We start from the raw sequence: 15919 nt of genomic DNA on the forward strand, positions 1-15919 counted from the left end.
CGTTGGCGCGCGGGCTCTACTCGATTCCTTGGACATGGAGCGTCGCCGGGAGGGTACGCCTCCCGACGCTCATCCACAGGTTTCGAGCATTGCTCGTCGGGCTTGGTCTCATAGTCGCGTACGCAGCGGCGATGCTGCTGATCCAGGCGAACGTTCTCTCTACCACCCACCGGCGGGGCCGAACCGCACCGATCTCACTCAACGCCCTTCTGCTTCAAGTCAGGAGTACTCACCGTGACCAGCCACGACATCGATCCCACAGAAGCGCCCAGCACCCCCGCCAGCGGTGGCGGGGTGTGGAGCGAGGAGCGCATCCGCGCGCTCGGCGCGATCACCGACCTGCCCACCGCCGGCCGTGTCTTCGGCCTGGGACGCGCCCTGTCCTACGAACTCGCCCGCACCGGCGGCTTCCCCGTGCCGGTCATCCGCGTCGGCGCCCGCTACAAGGTGCCCGTCGCCGGCATCCTCACCGCCCTCGGCCTGCAGCGCCCGCCCGGCGACTTGACCCCGGGCGGCATGCGAAGCGTCGATCACCACCACGAAATCAGCAGCATCGACCCGCCGCACAGCGGCGGCGACAGAAAGAAGGAACCGTGACCCGCGCCCGCAACCCCGAAGGGGCCCTCACCAAACGCTGCACCTGCACCGACCCGGACACCGGCAAGCGGCTCGGCAGCCGGTGCCCGAAGCTACGCCGCCCCGGCGGCGGCTGGCACCCCACCCACGGCGTGTGGGGCTACCAGATCGAACTGCCCACCCGGCCCACGCAGCCGCGCCGGCAACTGCGCCGCTCCGGCTTCGACAGCCGCGACACCGCCACCGCCGAACTGCGCCACGCCCGCGCGCTACTCGACCTCGCCGACGGCGACCACGACCTCGCCATACAGGTCGCAGACCTGCTGCACGCCTGCCGGCCCGGCACTGCGCTCCCCGACCGCGACGCGGTGGCTGCCCGCATCCGCGCCGGCGTGCCCGCCTCCGTTCCCACCACCACCGGCGAATACCTCACCGCCTGGCTGGAAGGACGGCGCGGGCTGGCGGAAAAGACCGTTCGCGGCTACTCCGACCACATCCGCCTGTACTTGGCCCCTCACCTCGGAAAGATCCCCATCCAGAGCTTGCGCACCGCCCACATCGAGGCCATGTTCACCGCGATCGGCCACCAGCAGGACGCCATCCGCGCCGCCCGCGACAGCACCGACCCCGACGTGCGCGCGACGGTCAAAGGCATCCGGCCGATGGAAGCGTCCAGCACCCAACGGCTCTACGGCACCTTGCGCAAGGCCCTCAACGACGCCGTCGTCCGGGCCAAACTGATCCCCTCCAACCCCGCCCTCGGCGTCGAACTACCCAAAGCGAAACGACCCAAGGCACGGGTCTGGACCGCCAAGGCGGTCGAGCACTGGCAGGCCACCGGGAAACGTCCCAGCCCGGTCATGGTGTGGATGCCCGCACAGGCCGGGCGGTTCCTCGACCACGCCGAACGCCACGACATCGTCCTCTACGCGATGTTCCTGCTCATCCTGCACCGCGGCCTGCGCCGCGGGGAGGCGTGCGGGCTTCGCGACCACGACGTCGACCTCGGCGCCGGCTACCTCACCGTCGTCGAACAGATCACCACCGTCGGCTACACACCCATCACCCGCCCGGTCAAAAGCGACGCCGGTGACCGGATGGTCCCCCTCGGCCCGAAGACCATCGCCGTCCTGCACGCCTACCTCGACATGCGCCGCCGCTGGCAGACCGTCAACGGAACCGACTGGCCCGACACCGGCCTGTTCTTCGTCCGCCCCGACGGCAAGCCGTGGCACCCCCAAACCATCAGCGACCGCTTCGACCACCTGGTCGCCAAGGCCGGGCTGCCGCCCGTGCGGCTGCACGACCTGCGCCACTGCGCCGCCACCTACCTACGCCACGGCGGCGCCGACATGAAAGAAGTCCAAGAAACCCTCGGCCACTCCACCATCGGCCTGACCTCCGACACCTACACCAGCGTCATCCTCGAACTCGAACGCGGAAGCGCCGACGCCGCCGCCGACCTCATCCCCCGCAACGACACCGCCGCATAGCAGTGAAGGACGGCGCCCGGCACGTGGGCCGCACATCAGGCCCGCCCGTAGTTTCGGGCCAAACAACTGAGGATTGATCTTCATCCGGGCCGGCCATGGCGCCAGGGTCGAACGACATGCAACGTGTCGGCCTGGGGCCGAGGAAGTCCGTCATAGCCAAGGGTGAGTTCGACCTTCGGCGCGAGATCGTCGGTAGCACGCTCGCCCCTTGAGTACAGCTCGGTCAGGTACGGGTTGTCGGCGAACGGGTCGAGCATCCTGTGGCGTTGAGCCGGGTGGCCAATCGGCGGGCGAGCGTGGTCTTCGCGCCATCGCTGGGGCCGTTGATCGCGACAAATATGGGCATCGCGCTCGATAGTGCTGGCAGTTAGGCGGCGGGCGCGGCCGGCGGCGGGGAGTGGAGGAAGGGCCCGCCGCCGGCCGCTGGCCGGTGGTATCCCTGCTCGCGTGGGACTGCTGACAGGGCCGGCCCGGCAGTCACCGGGTTGGCTGCCGCCACCGCCCCGAACCTCGGCAGTTGGGTGCGAACTGCTGCCGGGTCTGGGGCTTTCGCCAGTGGGCGGAAGTTGATTGGTCCGCGCCCACTGGTGGGTCAGGTATCTGCTCTCCGGGCATGGACCGCCCCAAATTGGAGGGAGCGCAGAAGCAGGTTGGGGCTGGCCATGAGGTCGGCGAACTGTCCCAGCTGCGTGTCGGTGAACCCTTCCTTCAACAGGGAGTCGCGGAGGTCCCGGGCGGTGCCGGCGAGGAGTGCACACCCCGGTCCGCCGCCGGTCCACGTCTCGGTGTGCTGGACCGTGCAGACGTGGTCCATGCCGCCATCGAGCAACCAGGGAGCGGCGTCGTAGACCCAGTTGGGGTGCCCGTCGTGGCCGATGACGGTGGCGATCATGTCGTGGATGACGTTGCTGACCAACGCGGAGTCAGCTTCGTTGTTGGCCCGGTAGACCATCGGCGGCGTATAGGTGAGCTCGCCGACGACCAACCACCCGCCGGGCCGCAGCAGGCTGATCAACTGCTCCAGGACGTCCGCCGGGCTGGGCAGCTGCTGGAGGCAGCGAGCGGTGATGACGTCGAAGCTGCCAGGCTCACCCGGCAGTCTTTCCCCGGCCAGGTCTCGTTGGTAGACGTCAATGATGTGGGTGGGGTTGAGCAGGTTTGTATCCGTGTCCACCGCGGTGACCGAACCGGCCGGGCCGACCAGCTCGGCTAGGTGGGCCGTGATAGTGCCGTCGCCAGCGCCTACATCTAACACCCGCTGGCCGGGTTGGACCCCGACGGCGGCTAGCTCCCGGCGAATGATCGGGTCGAACGATGCGCGTAGCCGCGTCAGCCACGGCTGCTCAGCTCGGGCTTGTTCCAGATGAGCGGCGCCGGGCGGGGTGGTGGCGGGGTTAGTCATGGAGCATCTCCTGTCGAACAAAGGCGGCAGTCGAGGCCTGCTAACGGGGGCTTTTGCAGCAGAGGTTTGGGTGTTGGACGGGCTATCGGCTGGGATGCCGTTTGGCTACAGCGGTCTGCTGCTTCGTGCCTCTCCGTATTGGGCTGGCAGGTGGTGAGTGAGGACGTCGAGGGCGTCTCGCGCCGTTGGGCAGGGCGTCAGGGCGAACTGTCCGAGGTCTTCGCAGCCGCGGCATAAGCCGTCATCGCCGGGGTGGTGGGCTGTGAGCGTGGTTCGGGCCCGCTCGATGACGGTGTGGTCTACCGTCGGCGGCTGAGGGTTTGAGCCTGCGGTGAGGATGCGGGCGGCAGGCTGGCGCTGGTGTCGGTGTCGTGCCACAGGTACTCGGGGTGGAAGACGTAGCCGGCTCATGGTGATCGCCTCCGTGAATCGGTATACGGTGCGGGAGAAAGAACAGTTCAGTGCCCAGCGGTGCCGGTGCCCGATTCGGGCGAGAGCCGGGGCTGCGGGATCGACCTCAGTGGTGCGGCGGCGGCCACGTCGGCGACGAACGCGTCGATCTGACCGCGAGTGATGCCGGGCATGCAGATGATGTGGCTGGTGTCGCCGTCGGTGGCCAACAGCCACTTCTTCCGTACTGGTTCGGGTGGGGTGGGAATGACGACGGTGAACGCGTGGGGGTGCCGCCAGGCGGGCCATCCGGCGGCGGTGAGCTGGTAGACCGCGTAGGCAGCGAGGGTTCGTGCTTCGCTGGCACGCCACCGGTGTCCCTCGCGCCCGTGTAGGGCGATGGCGTGCCACAGCAGCGCGGCGGCCAGGCCGCAGCGGGAGCCGGTGATCGTGGTATCAAGGGTGTCGGTGTAGGCGACGTGGCTGCCGTGGCCGCGGACGCTGCCGCGGATGAGCACGACTCCGCACGGGGTCGGCGCGCCGAGGAACTTATGGCCGCTGATCGCGATGCTGGCGATGCCGCCGGCATCATCGAAGCGCAGCCGGCCGTCGAGGGCGAGCGGGATACCGGACAGGGCCGCGTCGATGTGCAGGTGCCCGGCAACGCCGTACTCGTCGAGGACGGCGCGGATGCGGGTGCTGTCGTCGACGGCCTCGGTGAGGGTGGTGCCGGCGGTGGCCACCACGATGGCGGGCCACCGTCGGCGCTTGCGCAGCTGCGCCGCCAGATGCGCGTAGTCCATCTCACCGTCCGGGCGGGCGGCGATGACCACACCGCGCGCCCCGAGCATCTCCACCGACTTGATGATCGAATAGTGCGCGGCGGCTGAGTAGTAGATTCGTGCGGTCGGGTAGCGGCGGTGGGCGGCGTGCAGGGCGGACAGGTTGCCTTCGGTGCCGCCTGTGGTGACGTAGCCCCATCGGTCGTCGGTTGGCATGGCCAGGATGTCGGCGACCCAGGCGATGACGGCCTGCTCCAGCGCTCGCGTATGAGCGACCCCGCCCGGGTCCGCCGGGTCGCCGATGTTGTTCCACAGCCGGCGGCCGAGGAGCGCCATGACCTCGGTTTGGTCAAGGTCCACGGCCCCGGGAAACCCGATGCTCGTCGCCGCGGCGGCGTCGGCCTCGCACACCAGGTGGTCGAGGACGGCCGTGACGTCGACCGGCGCGCGGCTGAGGTCGGCGGCCTCGGTGAGGCTGAGGGTCTGGGTCACGATGACCGCCTGGCGAGCAATTGAGTGGCGAGGGTGGTGTTCAGCGCTATGAGCTGCCGCCATATCAAGCGGGTCTCGTCGTCGCCCTGCTCGATGAGGTTCGCGTAGGGATTGTGGTAGGTGATTCGATCCGGGTCGAGGGTCTTGTTGCAGCGAATCCCGGTGTCACCCAGGCGGGCCTCGGGATCGCGGTCGATGTGCATGACGGTGCCGTCGACCATCGCCGCGTAGCACTGGCCCTTGAGGTTGAAAGCCGACAGGTAGCGGCCGGCGGCAGCCGCGTCGCGTAGCGTCGCGGCGACCTGGTACCAGCGGCCCCGGTCCGAGTCGAGGGTGCTGACACCAACGCCGACGTACGCGGCGCCTACGGGCAGGGTCATGTCCCCGCCATTGACCATGGAACCCTGGGGCCCGAGAGGACTCCAGGCACGCCCGAAGGCGGCGATGTTGTCCGCCGCCACCTCCCTCAGGTCGCCGTGCCCAACCCGTTGCCCTCGCTGCGCCGAGAAGAGAAACGCCGCAGCTGATTTTGGCGGTGCCGGTGGGCAAGCCGGCCATGGGTGAACAGCCGGGCGGCCAAGGTCGCGATGAGGCGCCGCCCGAGTGGCTGCGGCTCGCCTTGGAGGTGAGCAAGTCCGGGTCAGACCGCCGGCCCTTAGCTACGAACGCGCTTCCGGTAGCCGGTAACAATTGGGACGATCGTCCATGATGCGCCCGCCCGGTGATCCGTCTTGGCGCGGGCGCGTCATGAGCGGACCGCAATGGCGACGCGCGGCGCGTCGCTGTGGTCCTATCCGTCCACCGCGGGATGCTGGGACACGAGCGGCACGGCGGCTGCTGCGGGGAGGGACATGTCCGGTCTAGGTGGGGGCGCTGGAAACGAAGGCGGTGCGGTTCACCGCGCCGGTGTGGCGGCCTACCTAGCCTGTTGCGGACTGGTGGAACACTCACCGTTTCCTCTCGAGGAAGGCACGAGCGGCCCGTATCCGGTACGGGTGGAATTCGAGACCGACGCGCCGACCGACGACCTTGGTTGCGTGCTGAGCGACGGCACCCGCATAGACCTCTCCGCTAAGCGCCAGTGCAGCTTGGATGGCCAGTTCCGCAAGACCGTCAAGCAGTGGAAGGCCCAGGTCGATGACTTGGGCCCGGGTGATCGGCTGGGTTTGGTCGTCGCCGAACCGTCCTCGACCATCATGGATCTCGGCGAGGCGCTGCGGCGCCGCCGTGCGGGAACGTCGGTGTACTCCGCTGGCCAGCGAAGCGCCTTGCACACGTTCAAAGGCCTGCTCACCGACCTTTCCGAGGAACAGGTTTCGCGGATTCTCGACGCCGCCCACATCCTGAAGGTCCACGCCGGAGAGGTCGGCAACCCCGAATCGGAGCTCGCAGCGGCACGGCTGGCAAACGTTCTCGTCCCGGCCGATGCGGGGCAGAGGGCGTTCGATGCGCTCTACAAGTTGATGCAAGTGGACGCAGGCAAAGCCTACGCCAGCGACGTCGGGGTCTGGCTCAACACCCTTGACCGGGCCGGGTTGGAGCTGTTTCGCGATCTGCGCGGGCCGATCGGCGTCGCCGTACGCGCGCAGCAGGTCGCGGTGGCAGCGCACAGGCAACGGTTGCGTGACGCGGACGGCCTCGTCGAGCTCTCGCTGCTCGCCGAGGATCTTCCACCGCTGCGGGTCGCCGGGCTCGCGGACGGCCTGCGTGGTGAGGTCGTCGACCCCGACGGGCGCCGTGAGAAGGTCAAGCTGCTGCACCTAGCCCGGCGGTGGCGTTGCCTGCTGCTGGTGGGCCTGCCGGGCATGGGCAAGACCACGGCGGTGCGGCAGATCGCTGCGCGCTGGGCGCGTGACGACGATGCTCCGGTCCCGGTGATCGTGCCGCTGCGCAGGCTGGCCCAGCGGTGCCCGCACGCTGCCGTGGTGACTTTGAGCGTGCTGTGTGAGATCGCCGCCGAAGAGGCGCCGGGCGACGAGCGGGAAAGCCTCGCCCGGGCACTCGAGCAGCTGTGCCGTGACGGCCGCGCCGCCCTCTTCGCCGACGGCATGGACGAGTGCGGTGCGCGGCGCGGGGTCATCGCGCAGGGCCTGGCGGCCGTCGTCGCAACGTTGCCCGCGGAGACCGGCGTGCTGGTCACTACGCGCGCCTATGCCCTGCCCGCTGCCGGGCAGCTGGACTTTCCACAGGCGGAGCTCACGACGCCGGACGGGCTGGATGACGTGCTCGAGCAGGTTCTGCAACACGTGGCGGCCCGCCGCATCGACGCGGACCTCCTCTCGGACTGGCTGCACTCGAGGAAGCAGTGGCTGCGCAGGACCCGAGCCAACCACCGCGACTTCGGCAACGTGCCGCTGCTGGCCACGATTCTCGCGCTCGTCATCGCCGAGGAAGGCGAGGTGCCGCTGCCCGCTGGCCCCGCCCGGCTGTTGAGACGGGCAGTGACCAACAGCGTGCAGCGGTGGGAGCAGCTCCGCGACATGGCAGCCGACCCCGGGCAGATCGAGCAGAGCAGGCAGCGGCTGCTCGACGGCTTTGCAGCGCTGGGACGGCTACTGTCGGTATCCGGTGGTGCCGTTCCGGCCACGGCAGCCCAGGCTGCCGTCGTCAAGATGCTCACCTCGCCCCGGTGGAATCTCGCCGAGGGACAGGCCGAGGAAGCAGCCGAGGCGGTCCTGTGGTTCTGGGACCAGCGTGTCGGGGTGTTCGTGCGGACCCGAGCAGGCATCGCCGCTCGCAGCCGGGTCTTCACCGAAATTGCCGTGGCGATGGGCACCTGGCTGCTCGACGCCGACGCGCTTACGGCCTGGGTCACCACGGCGCTGCACGACGTGCACCATCACCAGGGACTGATACTCGCCGCCGAGCTTGACGCGAACGTGCGCGCCCTGGTGGTGAACGCGTCCGGCGACACGGCAGCCGCGTTGTTCGCCGCGAAGGCAGCCCGTGCCGGAGCGGAATTCACCCCTCAGCAGCTGTCACAGCTGATGGAGAACCTTGCCACAGCCGGCGCCGAGTACACCGGCGACTACCACACCACGACCGGCCGGTCTCCCGCCAACCAGGAGCAACGTGACGGGCCCGGCTGGCTGCCGTGGCCGTCGCTGGCCGGGCTGCGGCTGCCCGCACAGCTACGGGCCCGCCGCGACGAATTGCTGGCCGGGGTGAGGCTCGATCCGGAACGCGCCACGCTGCTGGCCGGGTTGGCCGCGCTCGCCGACGCGGACGCCGACCAGCGGCATCTGTCACCGGCAGAGACGGACGCGGTACGCAACCTGTTACGCCTCGACCGTCCCGACCCCCCAGGGGTAGCCGTCCATGACGCCGACGGGGTCCTCACATTCGTCCGGGAAGGTTTCTTGCTCACCGGGCACGTGGACGGCGCGTTCGACGCCGTACAACACCTCCCCGAGCTCGGCCTGGAGCCCGCCAACCACATCCGGACCATCAGCGGGTGGGCGGACTGGCGGGAGTCGCTGGAGCTGGAACGCAGGCTACGCGGCTACGGCGTACCGGTCGACCCGTCGGCCCTCGAACGCAGCCTCGCGTCGCTGGCCGCGCTTAGCGCCCCGATTCTGCAGGCCGATCGGGAACGGCCACTGCTGGAAGCCGTCGCCGGGCTGTCCGACGCACCGCCCACAGCGTCGCTGACCCGGCAATGGCGCTACGACGACCTCGCCCACCTGCTGGCGTCGGCCCGCGCCGAGCACGTCAGCGTAACCGACTTCGGAAACGCCGTGGGCGTCGACAACGACGAGACCCGGCGAGGCTGGTTCGCGGCACTGGCTGCCGCCTCGGGTCTGAACCGGGCGGACGTCGCCGCGCAGGCCCGCCGGGCGCTAACCGAGTGTGCGAGCGAGGCAGTGATGGGAGACGTGTGGGAACTGCTCACCACCCCGATGCCGGACGCTCAGCCGGACACGGACGCCACCCGGCTCACCACCGCAGACCAGACCGCGCTCGTGGTTGCTCTCGACGCCGCATCGGACTGGATCACCGAGGTCGCGTGCCGCATCTTGTTGGGCATCACCGATGACGCCCTGAGCACCCTGCTGATGACCCGGCTAGCGGATTACCCGCCCCGACGCCGCTACCAGGTCGCGCAGCTCGCCTGCCGCTGCTCGAGCGATCCCGCAGCCACAGTGACCCGCCTGCTCGCGGTCACCGACCCGATCCAGCGTGTCGCTGGCGCCCGTGTCCTACGCACCCTCGACCGCGACCTGCCTGCCGTGGCGGCGTTGCAGGACGCTGCCGCCCAGGACCCAGACCTAACGGTCCGGCACGCCGTCCATCAGAACGAACTGCCGGCAGTGACCGGCACGCCCGCGTCACGCTGGTCGTGCCTGGCCTGTGTCACCGACCAGCCCTTGTCCGCGACACGATGCCCGAATTGCCGGCGGCACCAGCCGCCGATTCCGTGACACCGCCCGTCAGGCTGCGGCGGCTCAGCCGGAGGAGCGCGGACAACCCCCGCCGTGTTCGCCAGCGAAGCAAATCTGGTCGCGCTGCGGCGCGACGACGGGCTGATGACCGCGGAGTACGCGGTGGTCAAGCTCCTGAAGGACCGGTGGTTGGCCCAGGGGCCTTGTTGAACATGCCTTGGCTGCCGGTTGACGAGGTGAGGGACCTGATCAACGGCCCTCCACGCGTGCCCGATTTAAGCAATCTGTAGAGAGATGACCCACTGGAAGTGAAGTGGTGGCGGTACTGCGCCGGAGTGGTCGGCACCCGTCGCTCGTCCGGCAGCCCGTGGGCCGCTATTCTGCTCTTCCGCCCCCTGGTCCTCGTCAGGTGCTTGTCAGCTGGGTCCTCGTCAGCCGGATATTGTCACCTGGTACTTAGTACTGGACCCGCTGGTTCGTCTGTGAACGGGTCGACCCTATCGTTTGAGGTCGGTCGACTCGTATGGCTAAGTTGGTGGCGTGGATAACGAAACCGCGCCGGCACCGTCCGGCAAGTCAGCGGAGGCGGCCACGGGCGGGCAGGCCCGGGCCGCACTCCTCAAGCGCGCAAAGCGCCTCAATGTCCCGCTCCGACGTGAGTTTGTGCAGCTCAATGATCAGAACAAGACGCGTGCCAGTGTACTCGCGTCGTTCGTGAACACGGGTGCGCAGCGTTCGCTGCGCGCGTACCTGACCGTGCTGGCGGCCAGCTCCGCCGAGGACGAGCTCGGCTGGTACACCGAGTTCGACAGCATGGTGTGGGCGCGGCTGTTCGACGCGCACGAGGCCGCCACCACCGCCTCGGCGCGGACCGCGGCGTGGCGGACGCTGCAGCAGCTGGCGGACAAGAACCTGGTCGAGGTGAGCCGGGTGAAGGGAAGTCGGAAGATTGGGGTGAGGCTGCTCCGCGAGGATGGCTCGGGCAAGCCCTACACCCGGCCCGGTCTCGGGAACAACGACCCGTACTTCAACATCCCCACTACGTTCTGGACCAAGGGCTTCGACGAGGTGGTCGGGCTGCCCGGCCTGGCCATGCTGCTAGTCCTGTGCGGCGAGCGGAAGTGGCGAATGATCCTGCCCGAGCACATGCCGAAGTGGTACGGCTGGTCGGCGGACACTACCGAGCGCGGGCTCAAGACCGTGATGGAGCTCAACCTGGTCGAGCGGCGGGAGAAGCGCAAGGCGGCACCGCTGTCGCCACTGGGATTCACGAGATACTTCGAGTACCGGGTCCGGCCGATCATGCGGCCAAAGGTGCAGCGTCAGCGCGCGGAGAGCGGAGCGGCGGCGTGAGCAAAAATAACCTTCCGGAGCCGGACCCCGAGCTGCTCCGTTTGCAGTTCTCCATCCCCCGCTCGTGGGGGTGGGTGTTGCTGGGCATCCTGATCGGCAACCTCAACGAGGCCGGTCCGCTGTTCGACATGCTCAGCAAGATGCTGCAGTAGGAGTCGGCGCCGCCCGCCTCCGGTCAAGACGCGTGTTCAACCCGGAGGCGGGCGGCGCCGACCGCTTATGCACGCTCTTGGCCACGGCTATCGGTCTCTTCGCAGCCGGATCCCACGGGCATTTCACCCCGAGCTACCGAGCAACCGAGCCGCATCTGGCCATCATCGGCCTGCGCCGGTGCCGGTCCTAGCCCTGTCGTACTCACCGCATGTAAAGGTTTCTGGGCGAGAGCGCTCGACCGGTACCTCGCTGGCTCCCGTCACTGCCGTTGCTACCGGCGCTGCCACGGGCCCTGCAGCTGATCGGGTAGCCGGCGTCGACCTGGTTCAGACCTGTTTGGACACCCGTGGACGAGCCGGGCGCCTGGCTCGTGCCCGGCCGAGCCGGCCATCGCGTTTCTCATCCGCTCCGTGATCAGGGGCATCTCCTGCGCGGCGCCTGGTGACAGGACAGCCGTGCGGAAATCAGATGCGCGGCCCATGCGACCGTCACCACCGGCCCTCACCCTGAGCCGACGGTGCCGCCCTGCCCCCGCCGGGCGCCAACCCAGGTCAGCACCGGCCGACCATTCCCGCAGCGATCTCCCCCCAAGAAGATCCATGGTCGGCCGATGGACGGCTACCAACGGCCGACCGACGCGCATCTGAGCCATGATCGAGACCAGGCGGCACGTAAACGCACTGGTCAGCACGGGCGCGCACGGACCCCCGCTCAGACGGCACACAAACTTTGGAGCACCATCGGAGCACCACGCTCCCAACATGCGGAAGATCACGACACTACCTGGGAAACAATCAAGGCCGTGGCCTGCGTTTCCGCTGGCCACGGCCTTGATCGTGAAGTGCGCCCGAAGGACTCGAACCCCTAACCTTCTGATCCGTAGCGGGCAGGAGAGGGTACCCACGACCTGCAGTTATGCGGGTTTGTCCGGATTCTGTATGTAGCAGTGTCGACGGGACGTGACGCTAGACTGCGTTTCCTTCCCTGGGCGTGCGCCCATGGGTGCACGGTGAAGTGGGAGCGCGGCGTGGCGAGGATCGAGCAGCGGGGCGAGTCGTGGCGGGTGCAGTGGCGGCTGTGCGATGGCAAGGGCGCTCTGCGCCGCGACGCCGCCGGCAAGGCCCTGGTTCAGTCGGCGACATGGCCGTCCAGGGATCTGGCGACCCAGGCGAAGGACATCGCGGAGGCGCACCGTCACCAGTGGACTGCCGACCAGGTCTACGACGCGATCCTTGAGCCTTCTGGCGGCCATCGGTCGAAGGCGCCGACCCTTACGGAGTGGTTCGCTGACTTCATCGAGTCGAAGACCCGCATCACGCGCGGTACGGAAGCGGGATACCGCCAGCAGTTCCGCGATCACATCGAGCCCGCCCTCGGCGCGAAGCCCCTGGACCGGATCACCGCGGTCGACGTCGGGAAGTGGATCAACCGGCGCCGCGAGGCCGGTGTGAAGAACTCGACCCTCACCCGCGAGTTCGCGCTGCTGCACCAGACGCTGGAGGCCGCGGTCCGCGCGCGCCACATCGAACGCAACCCGTGCAAGGAGACGGACTTCGTCCGCGACCGCGTCGACGACACGGACACCGGCGAGGGCCGGGAGAAGTACCTGACCTGGCGCGAGTACGAACTGGTGCGCGCGCGGTTTGCACCGGAGTGGCATCCGCTGCTGGACTTCTTCGCCGAGACGGGCACCCGGTGGTCGGAGGCGACCGCGCTGCAGACGGGCGACATCGTCCACCCAACCGCGCGGTCACTCCGGGCGAAGGTAAAGATCAGCCGCGCGTGGAAGCGCTCGGGCAAGGGCGACGACCGGTACCTGGGACCGACGAAGGGGCGGCGACGCCGCGAGGTGAGCATCCGCCAAGCGCTGTACGACACCCTGGTCCACCTTGCGCCGCCCAAGAAGAACGCGCTGGTGTTCCACGACGGCGACGGTGGCACGATCCACTACTCGAACTTCTGGAACCGGGTGTGGAAGCCGGCGTTGATCGAGGCGCAGCGGTGCCCGGAGCATCCGCCGCCGAGGCGCGAGGAGCAGCGCGAAGGCGCCACCGGCCGGTGCGGTGACTTCGGCGGCCGGACGAAGACCGGTGGGCCGTGTGGCGCGAGGGTGCCCGCCGGGTACACCCGGTGCACCGGGCACATGGGCCCGGAGCCGAACGCGGTGTCGACGTGTGACTGCCCGGATGTGGTGCGGTTGGACGGGGAGGTGTACGGGCCGCACCTGCTGCGGCACAGCTTCGCGAGCTGGCTGTTCCTCAAGGGCGTGCCGCAGCTGACGATCTCGCGAGTGCTGGGGCACTCGACGACGATGGTGACCAGCGAGGTGTACGGGCACCTGATGCCGGAGTCCGACGACGCGGTCCTGGACGCGCTGCAGCGGATCGAGGACGACCTGAACGAGGATTGAGTGGTGCACCAAGAACGCCCGGCCGAGGCAGGGTGTTCTTCGTTGGGCTCGCGTCAGCCGGCCTCGCCCGCCTCCTGATCTGCGGCCGAACTGCTCGCCGCTCGGCGCGCCTGACTCATCAGGGCCTGGATCACCGCCGACGGCCCGACGCCGCGGCGCTGGGCCTCCTCGAAAAGCCACGTGAGGTCGCCCTCGCTCAGCTCCACCACGAACGTGTTCCTCACCGGGCGGGGCTCGTACTCCACCTCCACGTGGCCCCGCTCGATCAAGTCGGTAAAACGTGCGTTCAACGCCCACTGCTCTTCAGGACTCAATTTCACGGTCGCCTCCGAGTATCGTCCGGCCCACTCCCGTCTCATTCTTCAGCTACCTGCTGCCAACCACCAGGACAAGTCGCTGTTTCCTGCCAGCGTGGCGGGCGGGCCCGGCTGATGCCGTCCGAAGGTCGCCAGCAGGCCGGGGCCGGGCCGGCGCAGCCCGCTTGCGAGCCGCGTTGATCCTTCCTCGCACTCAATTTGGGGCGGGGGTGTCTCGGACGGAGCTGTGGATCGTGATCAGGCGGTCCACGCACAGCTGCTGTCCGGCGTCGTAGGCCTGCCGGACCGCCTCCAGGGCCGGCCGGCAGGTGCGACAAGCCGCTCTGCGAGGTAATGCGCGAGGTCGCCGCGGCCGCCGCCGAGGTCGCGGAGTATTGAAGGAGTTGCCTACACTTCGTGTGTGGCCGACAACGAACAGGTATTGCTCGATCAAATCCTGGTCCAGCGGCAGGCCGAGCGGCCCGTCCCGATCCGCGAAGACGAGGCCTTCGAGCTCTTCGCCGCCGAACAGGCGCTTACCGAGCGACAACTGTCCTCGGAGGAGGTGGCCGACGGTGTCATCGGAGGCAGCAACGACGGAGCCATCGACGCGATCTACGTGTTCGTCGATGGGGTGCTCCTCTCCGAGGACAGCGATGTGCTGCAGGACGGATTCTCTGCGGTGAAGCTGCAGCGCGGCGTCAAACTCGAACTCTGGTTGGTGCAGGCCAAGCGGGAGACGTCGTTCACCGAGACGGCCATCGACAAGGCGGCGAGCGCGCTTGCGCGACTGCTGAGCCTCTCGGAAGACGAGGAAGATCTTCTGAAGCTCTACTCGCCAGGCACCGTCTCGCGGACGGGATTCTTCCGGAAGGCTCTTCGCGTGCTGGCCACGCGGCACCCCCAGGTCGAGATCCACTTCGTGTACGCGACCCGCGGCCGCGCCACCGGCCCGAATTCAATCAACACCAAGGTCGCGATCAAGGCGCGGGACCTGGAAGCCCAGCTCGCTGGCGTGATCCCGGGCGCCAAAGGCCACGTCGAGTTCCTCGGGGCCGCCGAGCTGTGGCGACGGGCCAACACCGTCCCGTCATACACGACGGAGCTGACCTATCAAGAGAACGCGACCAGCGGCAACAGCCACGTCGCCCTGGTCAAGCTGCGCGACTACATGACCTTCCTGACCGACGAGGACGACCGGCTCCGACGGCACATCTTCGACTGGAACGTCCGGGACTACCAGGGGAACGTTGAGGTGAACCGGGAGATCCGGGAATCCTTGGAGGACCCCGAGGGCCCCGAGTTCTGGTGGCTCAACAACGGCGTCACCATCGTCTGCTCCAAGGCCACCGCGGTCAGCAAGACCTATTCCCTCGACGACGTGCAGGTGGTCAACGGCCTGCAGTCCTCGCACACCATCTTCAACTTCCTGCGAACCGCCCCGACGGACCATCCAGCCTTCGACCGCTCGGTGCTGGTCCGCATCCTGGTGACGGGCGACGACCTAGCCACCCGGGATCTCGTCATCCGCGCGACCAACCGGCAGACGTCGGTGCCGGCCGCGTCGTTGCGCGCCACCGACGACATTCAACGCGACATCGAGGCGTACTTCCTCGGGCACGACTGGTACTACGACCGGCGGAAGAACTTCTACCGCAACAGCGGTCGCAGCGCGGAACGGATCGTGAGCATCTCGCTGCTCGCGCAGGCTGTCATGGCGATGGGGCTCAGCCGCCCCGACAACTCCCGAGCCCGGCCTTCCAGCCTTCTCAAGCGTGACGAAGAGTACCGGCGGATCTTCTCCAAGGAGATTCCCGTGGAGATCTATCTCTGGGTCGCCCGGGCGCAGAAGGAGATCGACGCGTTCCTGGCATCGGAGGCCGCCGGGGTCAGCCTGCCGGAGCGGAACAACTACCGCTTCCACCTGGCCATGGTGGCAACGGCAAAGCTCGTGGGGCAGCCGGTGCGGTCGCCGAAGCAGCTGCGCAGCCTCGCGACGGTCGGCAACCCATTGGCCAACGCGGATCTGCCGGCGGCCCTGGCGCTCCTGCGCGAGGAGTTCGCCGCGCACGAGCGCCGTACCGGGAACTCGCCCGACAAGATCGCCAAGGGTCCCGATTTCGTCGACGGCCTGCTCGACCGTCTTTCATAGGCCAGCTGGCCGCGCTGAAGGCGCAGCACCAGCAGGTC

General features: G+C 68.5%; 12 protein-coding genes. 7 read left to right on the top strand and 5 right to left on the bottom strand.

Translation table 11 applies throughout. The annotated features are described in order from the left end of the window. The first annotated feature begins 234 nt into the window (after positions 1 to 234). A complete protein-coding gene (locus tag AB0G14_RS16995; RefSeq protein WP_357698236.1) occupies positions 235 to 597 on the top strand; it encodes a DNA-binding protein in 363 nt (120 codons plus the stop codon). Next, a complete protein-coding gene (locus AB0G14_RS17000) occupies positions 594 to 2069 on the top strand; it encodes a tyrosine-type recombinase/integrase (RefSeq protein ID WP_357698238.1) in 1476 nt (491 codons plus the stop codon). The genes AB0G14_RS16995 and AB0G14_RS17000 overlap by 4 nt, the downstream gene beginning before the upstream one ends. A gap of 80 nt (positions 2070 to 2149) precedes the next feature. Here the strand turns inward: AB0G14_RS17000 and AB0G14_RS17005 are convergent, their stop codons facing one another. From AB0G14_RS17005 to AB0G14_RS17020, 4 genes are all read right to left on the bottom strand, one after another. After that, positions 2150 to 2326, bottom strand: coding sequence for a hypothetical protein (locus tag AB0G14_RS17005; protein ID WP_357698240.1), 177 nt, complete (start codon positions 2324 to 2326; stop codon positions 2150 to 2152). Between the two features lie 335 nt (positions 2327 to 2661). Then, a complete protein-coding gene (locus AB0G14_RS17010) occupies positions 2662 to 3471 on the bottom strand; it encodes a class I SAM-dependent methyltransferase (RefSeq protein WP_357698242.1) in 810 nt (269 codons plus the stop codon). A gap of 458 nt (positions 3472 to 3929) precedes the next feature. Further along, on the bottom strand, positions 3930 to 5135 hold the full coding sequence (locus AB0G14_RS17015) for a histidine decarboxylase (protein WP_357698244.1): 1206 nt from the start codon (positions 5133 to 5135) through the stop codon (positions 3930 to 3932). After that, positions 5132 to 5596 carry a hypothetical protein gene (locus AB0G14_RS17020; protein WP_357698246.1) on the bottom strand — a complete coding sequence of 155 codons (465 nt, stop codon included), beginning with the start codon at positions 5594 to 5596 and terminating at the stop codon, positions 5132 to 5134. Before AB0G14_RS17020 ends, AB0G14_RS17015 begins: the two co-directional genes overlap by 4 nt. Before the next feature lie 534 nt (positions 5597 to 6130). Here AB0G14_RS17020 and AB0G14_RS17025 point away from each other — a divergent pair. The 4 genes from AB0G14_RS17025 to AB0G14_RS17040 all read left to right on the top strand — a co-directional run bounded on the left by AB0G14_RS17025 (position 6131) and on the right by AB0G14_RS17040 (position 13433). Continuing rightward, positions 6131 to 9556, top strand: coding sequence for an NACHT domain-containing protein (locus AB0G14_RS17025; RefSeq protein ID WP_357698248.1), 3426 nt, complete (start codon positions 6131 to 6133; stop codon positions 9554 to 9556). A gap of 501 nt (positions 9557 to 10057) precedes the next feature. Then, positions 10058 to 10870, top strand: coding sequence for a hypothetical protein (locus AB0G14_RS17030; RefSeq protein WP_357698250.1), 813 nt, complete (start codon positions 10058 to 10060; stop codon positions 10868 to 10870). Then, on the top strand, positions 10867 to 11022 hold the full coding sequence (locus AB0G14_RS17035) for a hypothetical protein (RefSeq protein WP_357698252.1): 156 nt from the start codon (positions 10867 to 10869) through the stop codon (positions 11020 to 11022). The genes AB0G14_RS17030 and AB0G14_RS17035 overlap by 4 nt, the downstream gene beginning before the upstream one ends. Before the next feature lie 1028 nt (positions 11023 to 12050). Beyond that, positions 12051 to 13433 carry a site-specific integrase gene (locus AB0G14_RS17040; RefSeq protein ID WP_357698254.1) on the top strand — a complete coding sequence of 461 codons (1383 nt, stop codon included), beginning with the start codon at positions 12051 to 12053 and terminating at the stop codon, positions 13431 to 13433. Between the two features lie 53 nt (positions 13434 to 13486). Here AB0G14_RS17040 and AB0G14_RS17045 read toward each other — a convergent pair whose 3' ends face one another. Beyond that, positions 13487 to 13753, bottom strand: a complete 267-nt coding sequence (locus AB0G14_RS17045; RefSeq protein WP_357698256.1) for a hypothetical protein — start codon at positions 13751 to 13753, stop codon at positions 13487 to 13489. A 397-nt stretch (positions 13754 to 14150) separates the two neighbouring features. Between AB0G14_RS17045 and AB0G14_RS17050 the strand changes: the two genes are divergently transcribed. Next, on the top strand, positions 14151 to 15881 hold the full coding sequence (locus AB0G14_RS17050) for an AIPR family protein (RefSeq protein WP_357698258.1): 1731 nt from the start codon (positions 14151 to 14153) through the stop codon (positions 15879 to 15881). Positions 15882 to 15919 lie beyond the last annotated feature (38 nt).

It is taken from the genome of Micromonospora sp. NPDC023814 (assembly GCF_040639595.1).
Lineage (GTDB): Bacteria > Actinomycetota > Actinomycetes > Mycobacteriales > Micromonosporaceae > Micromonospora.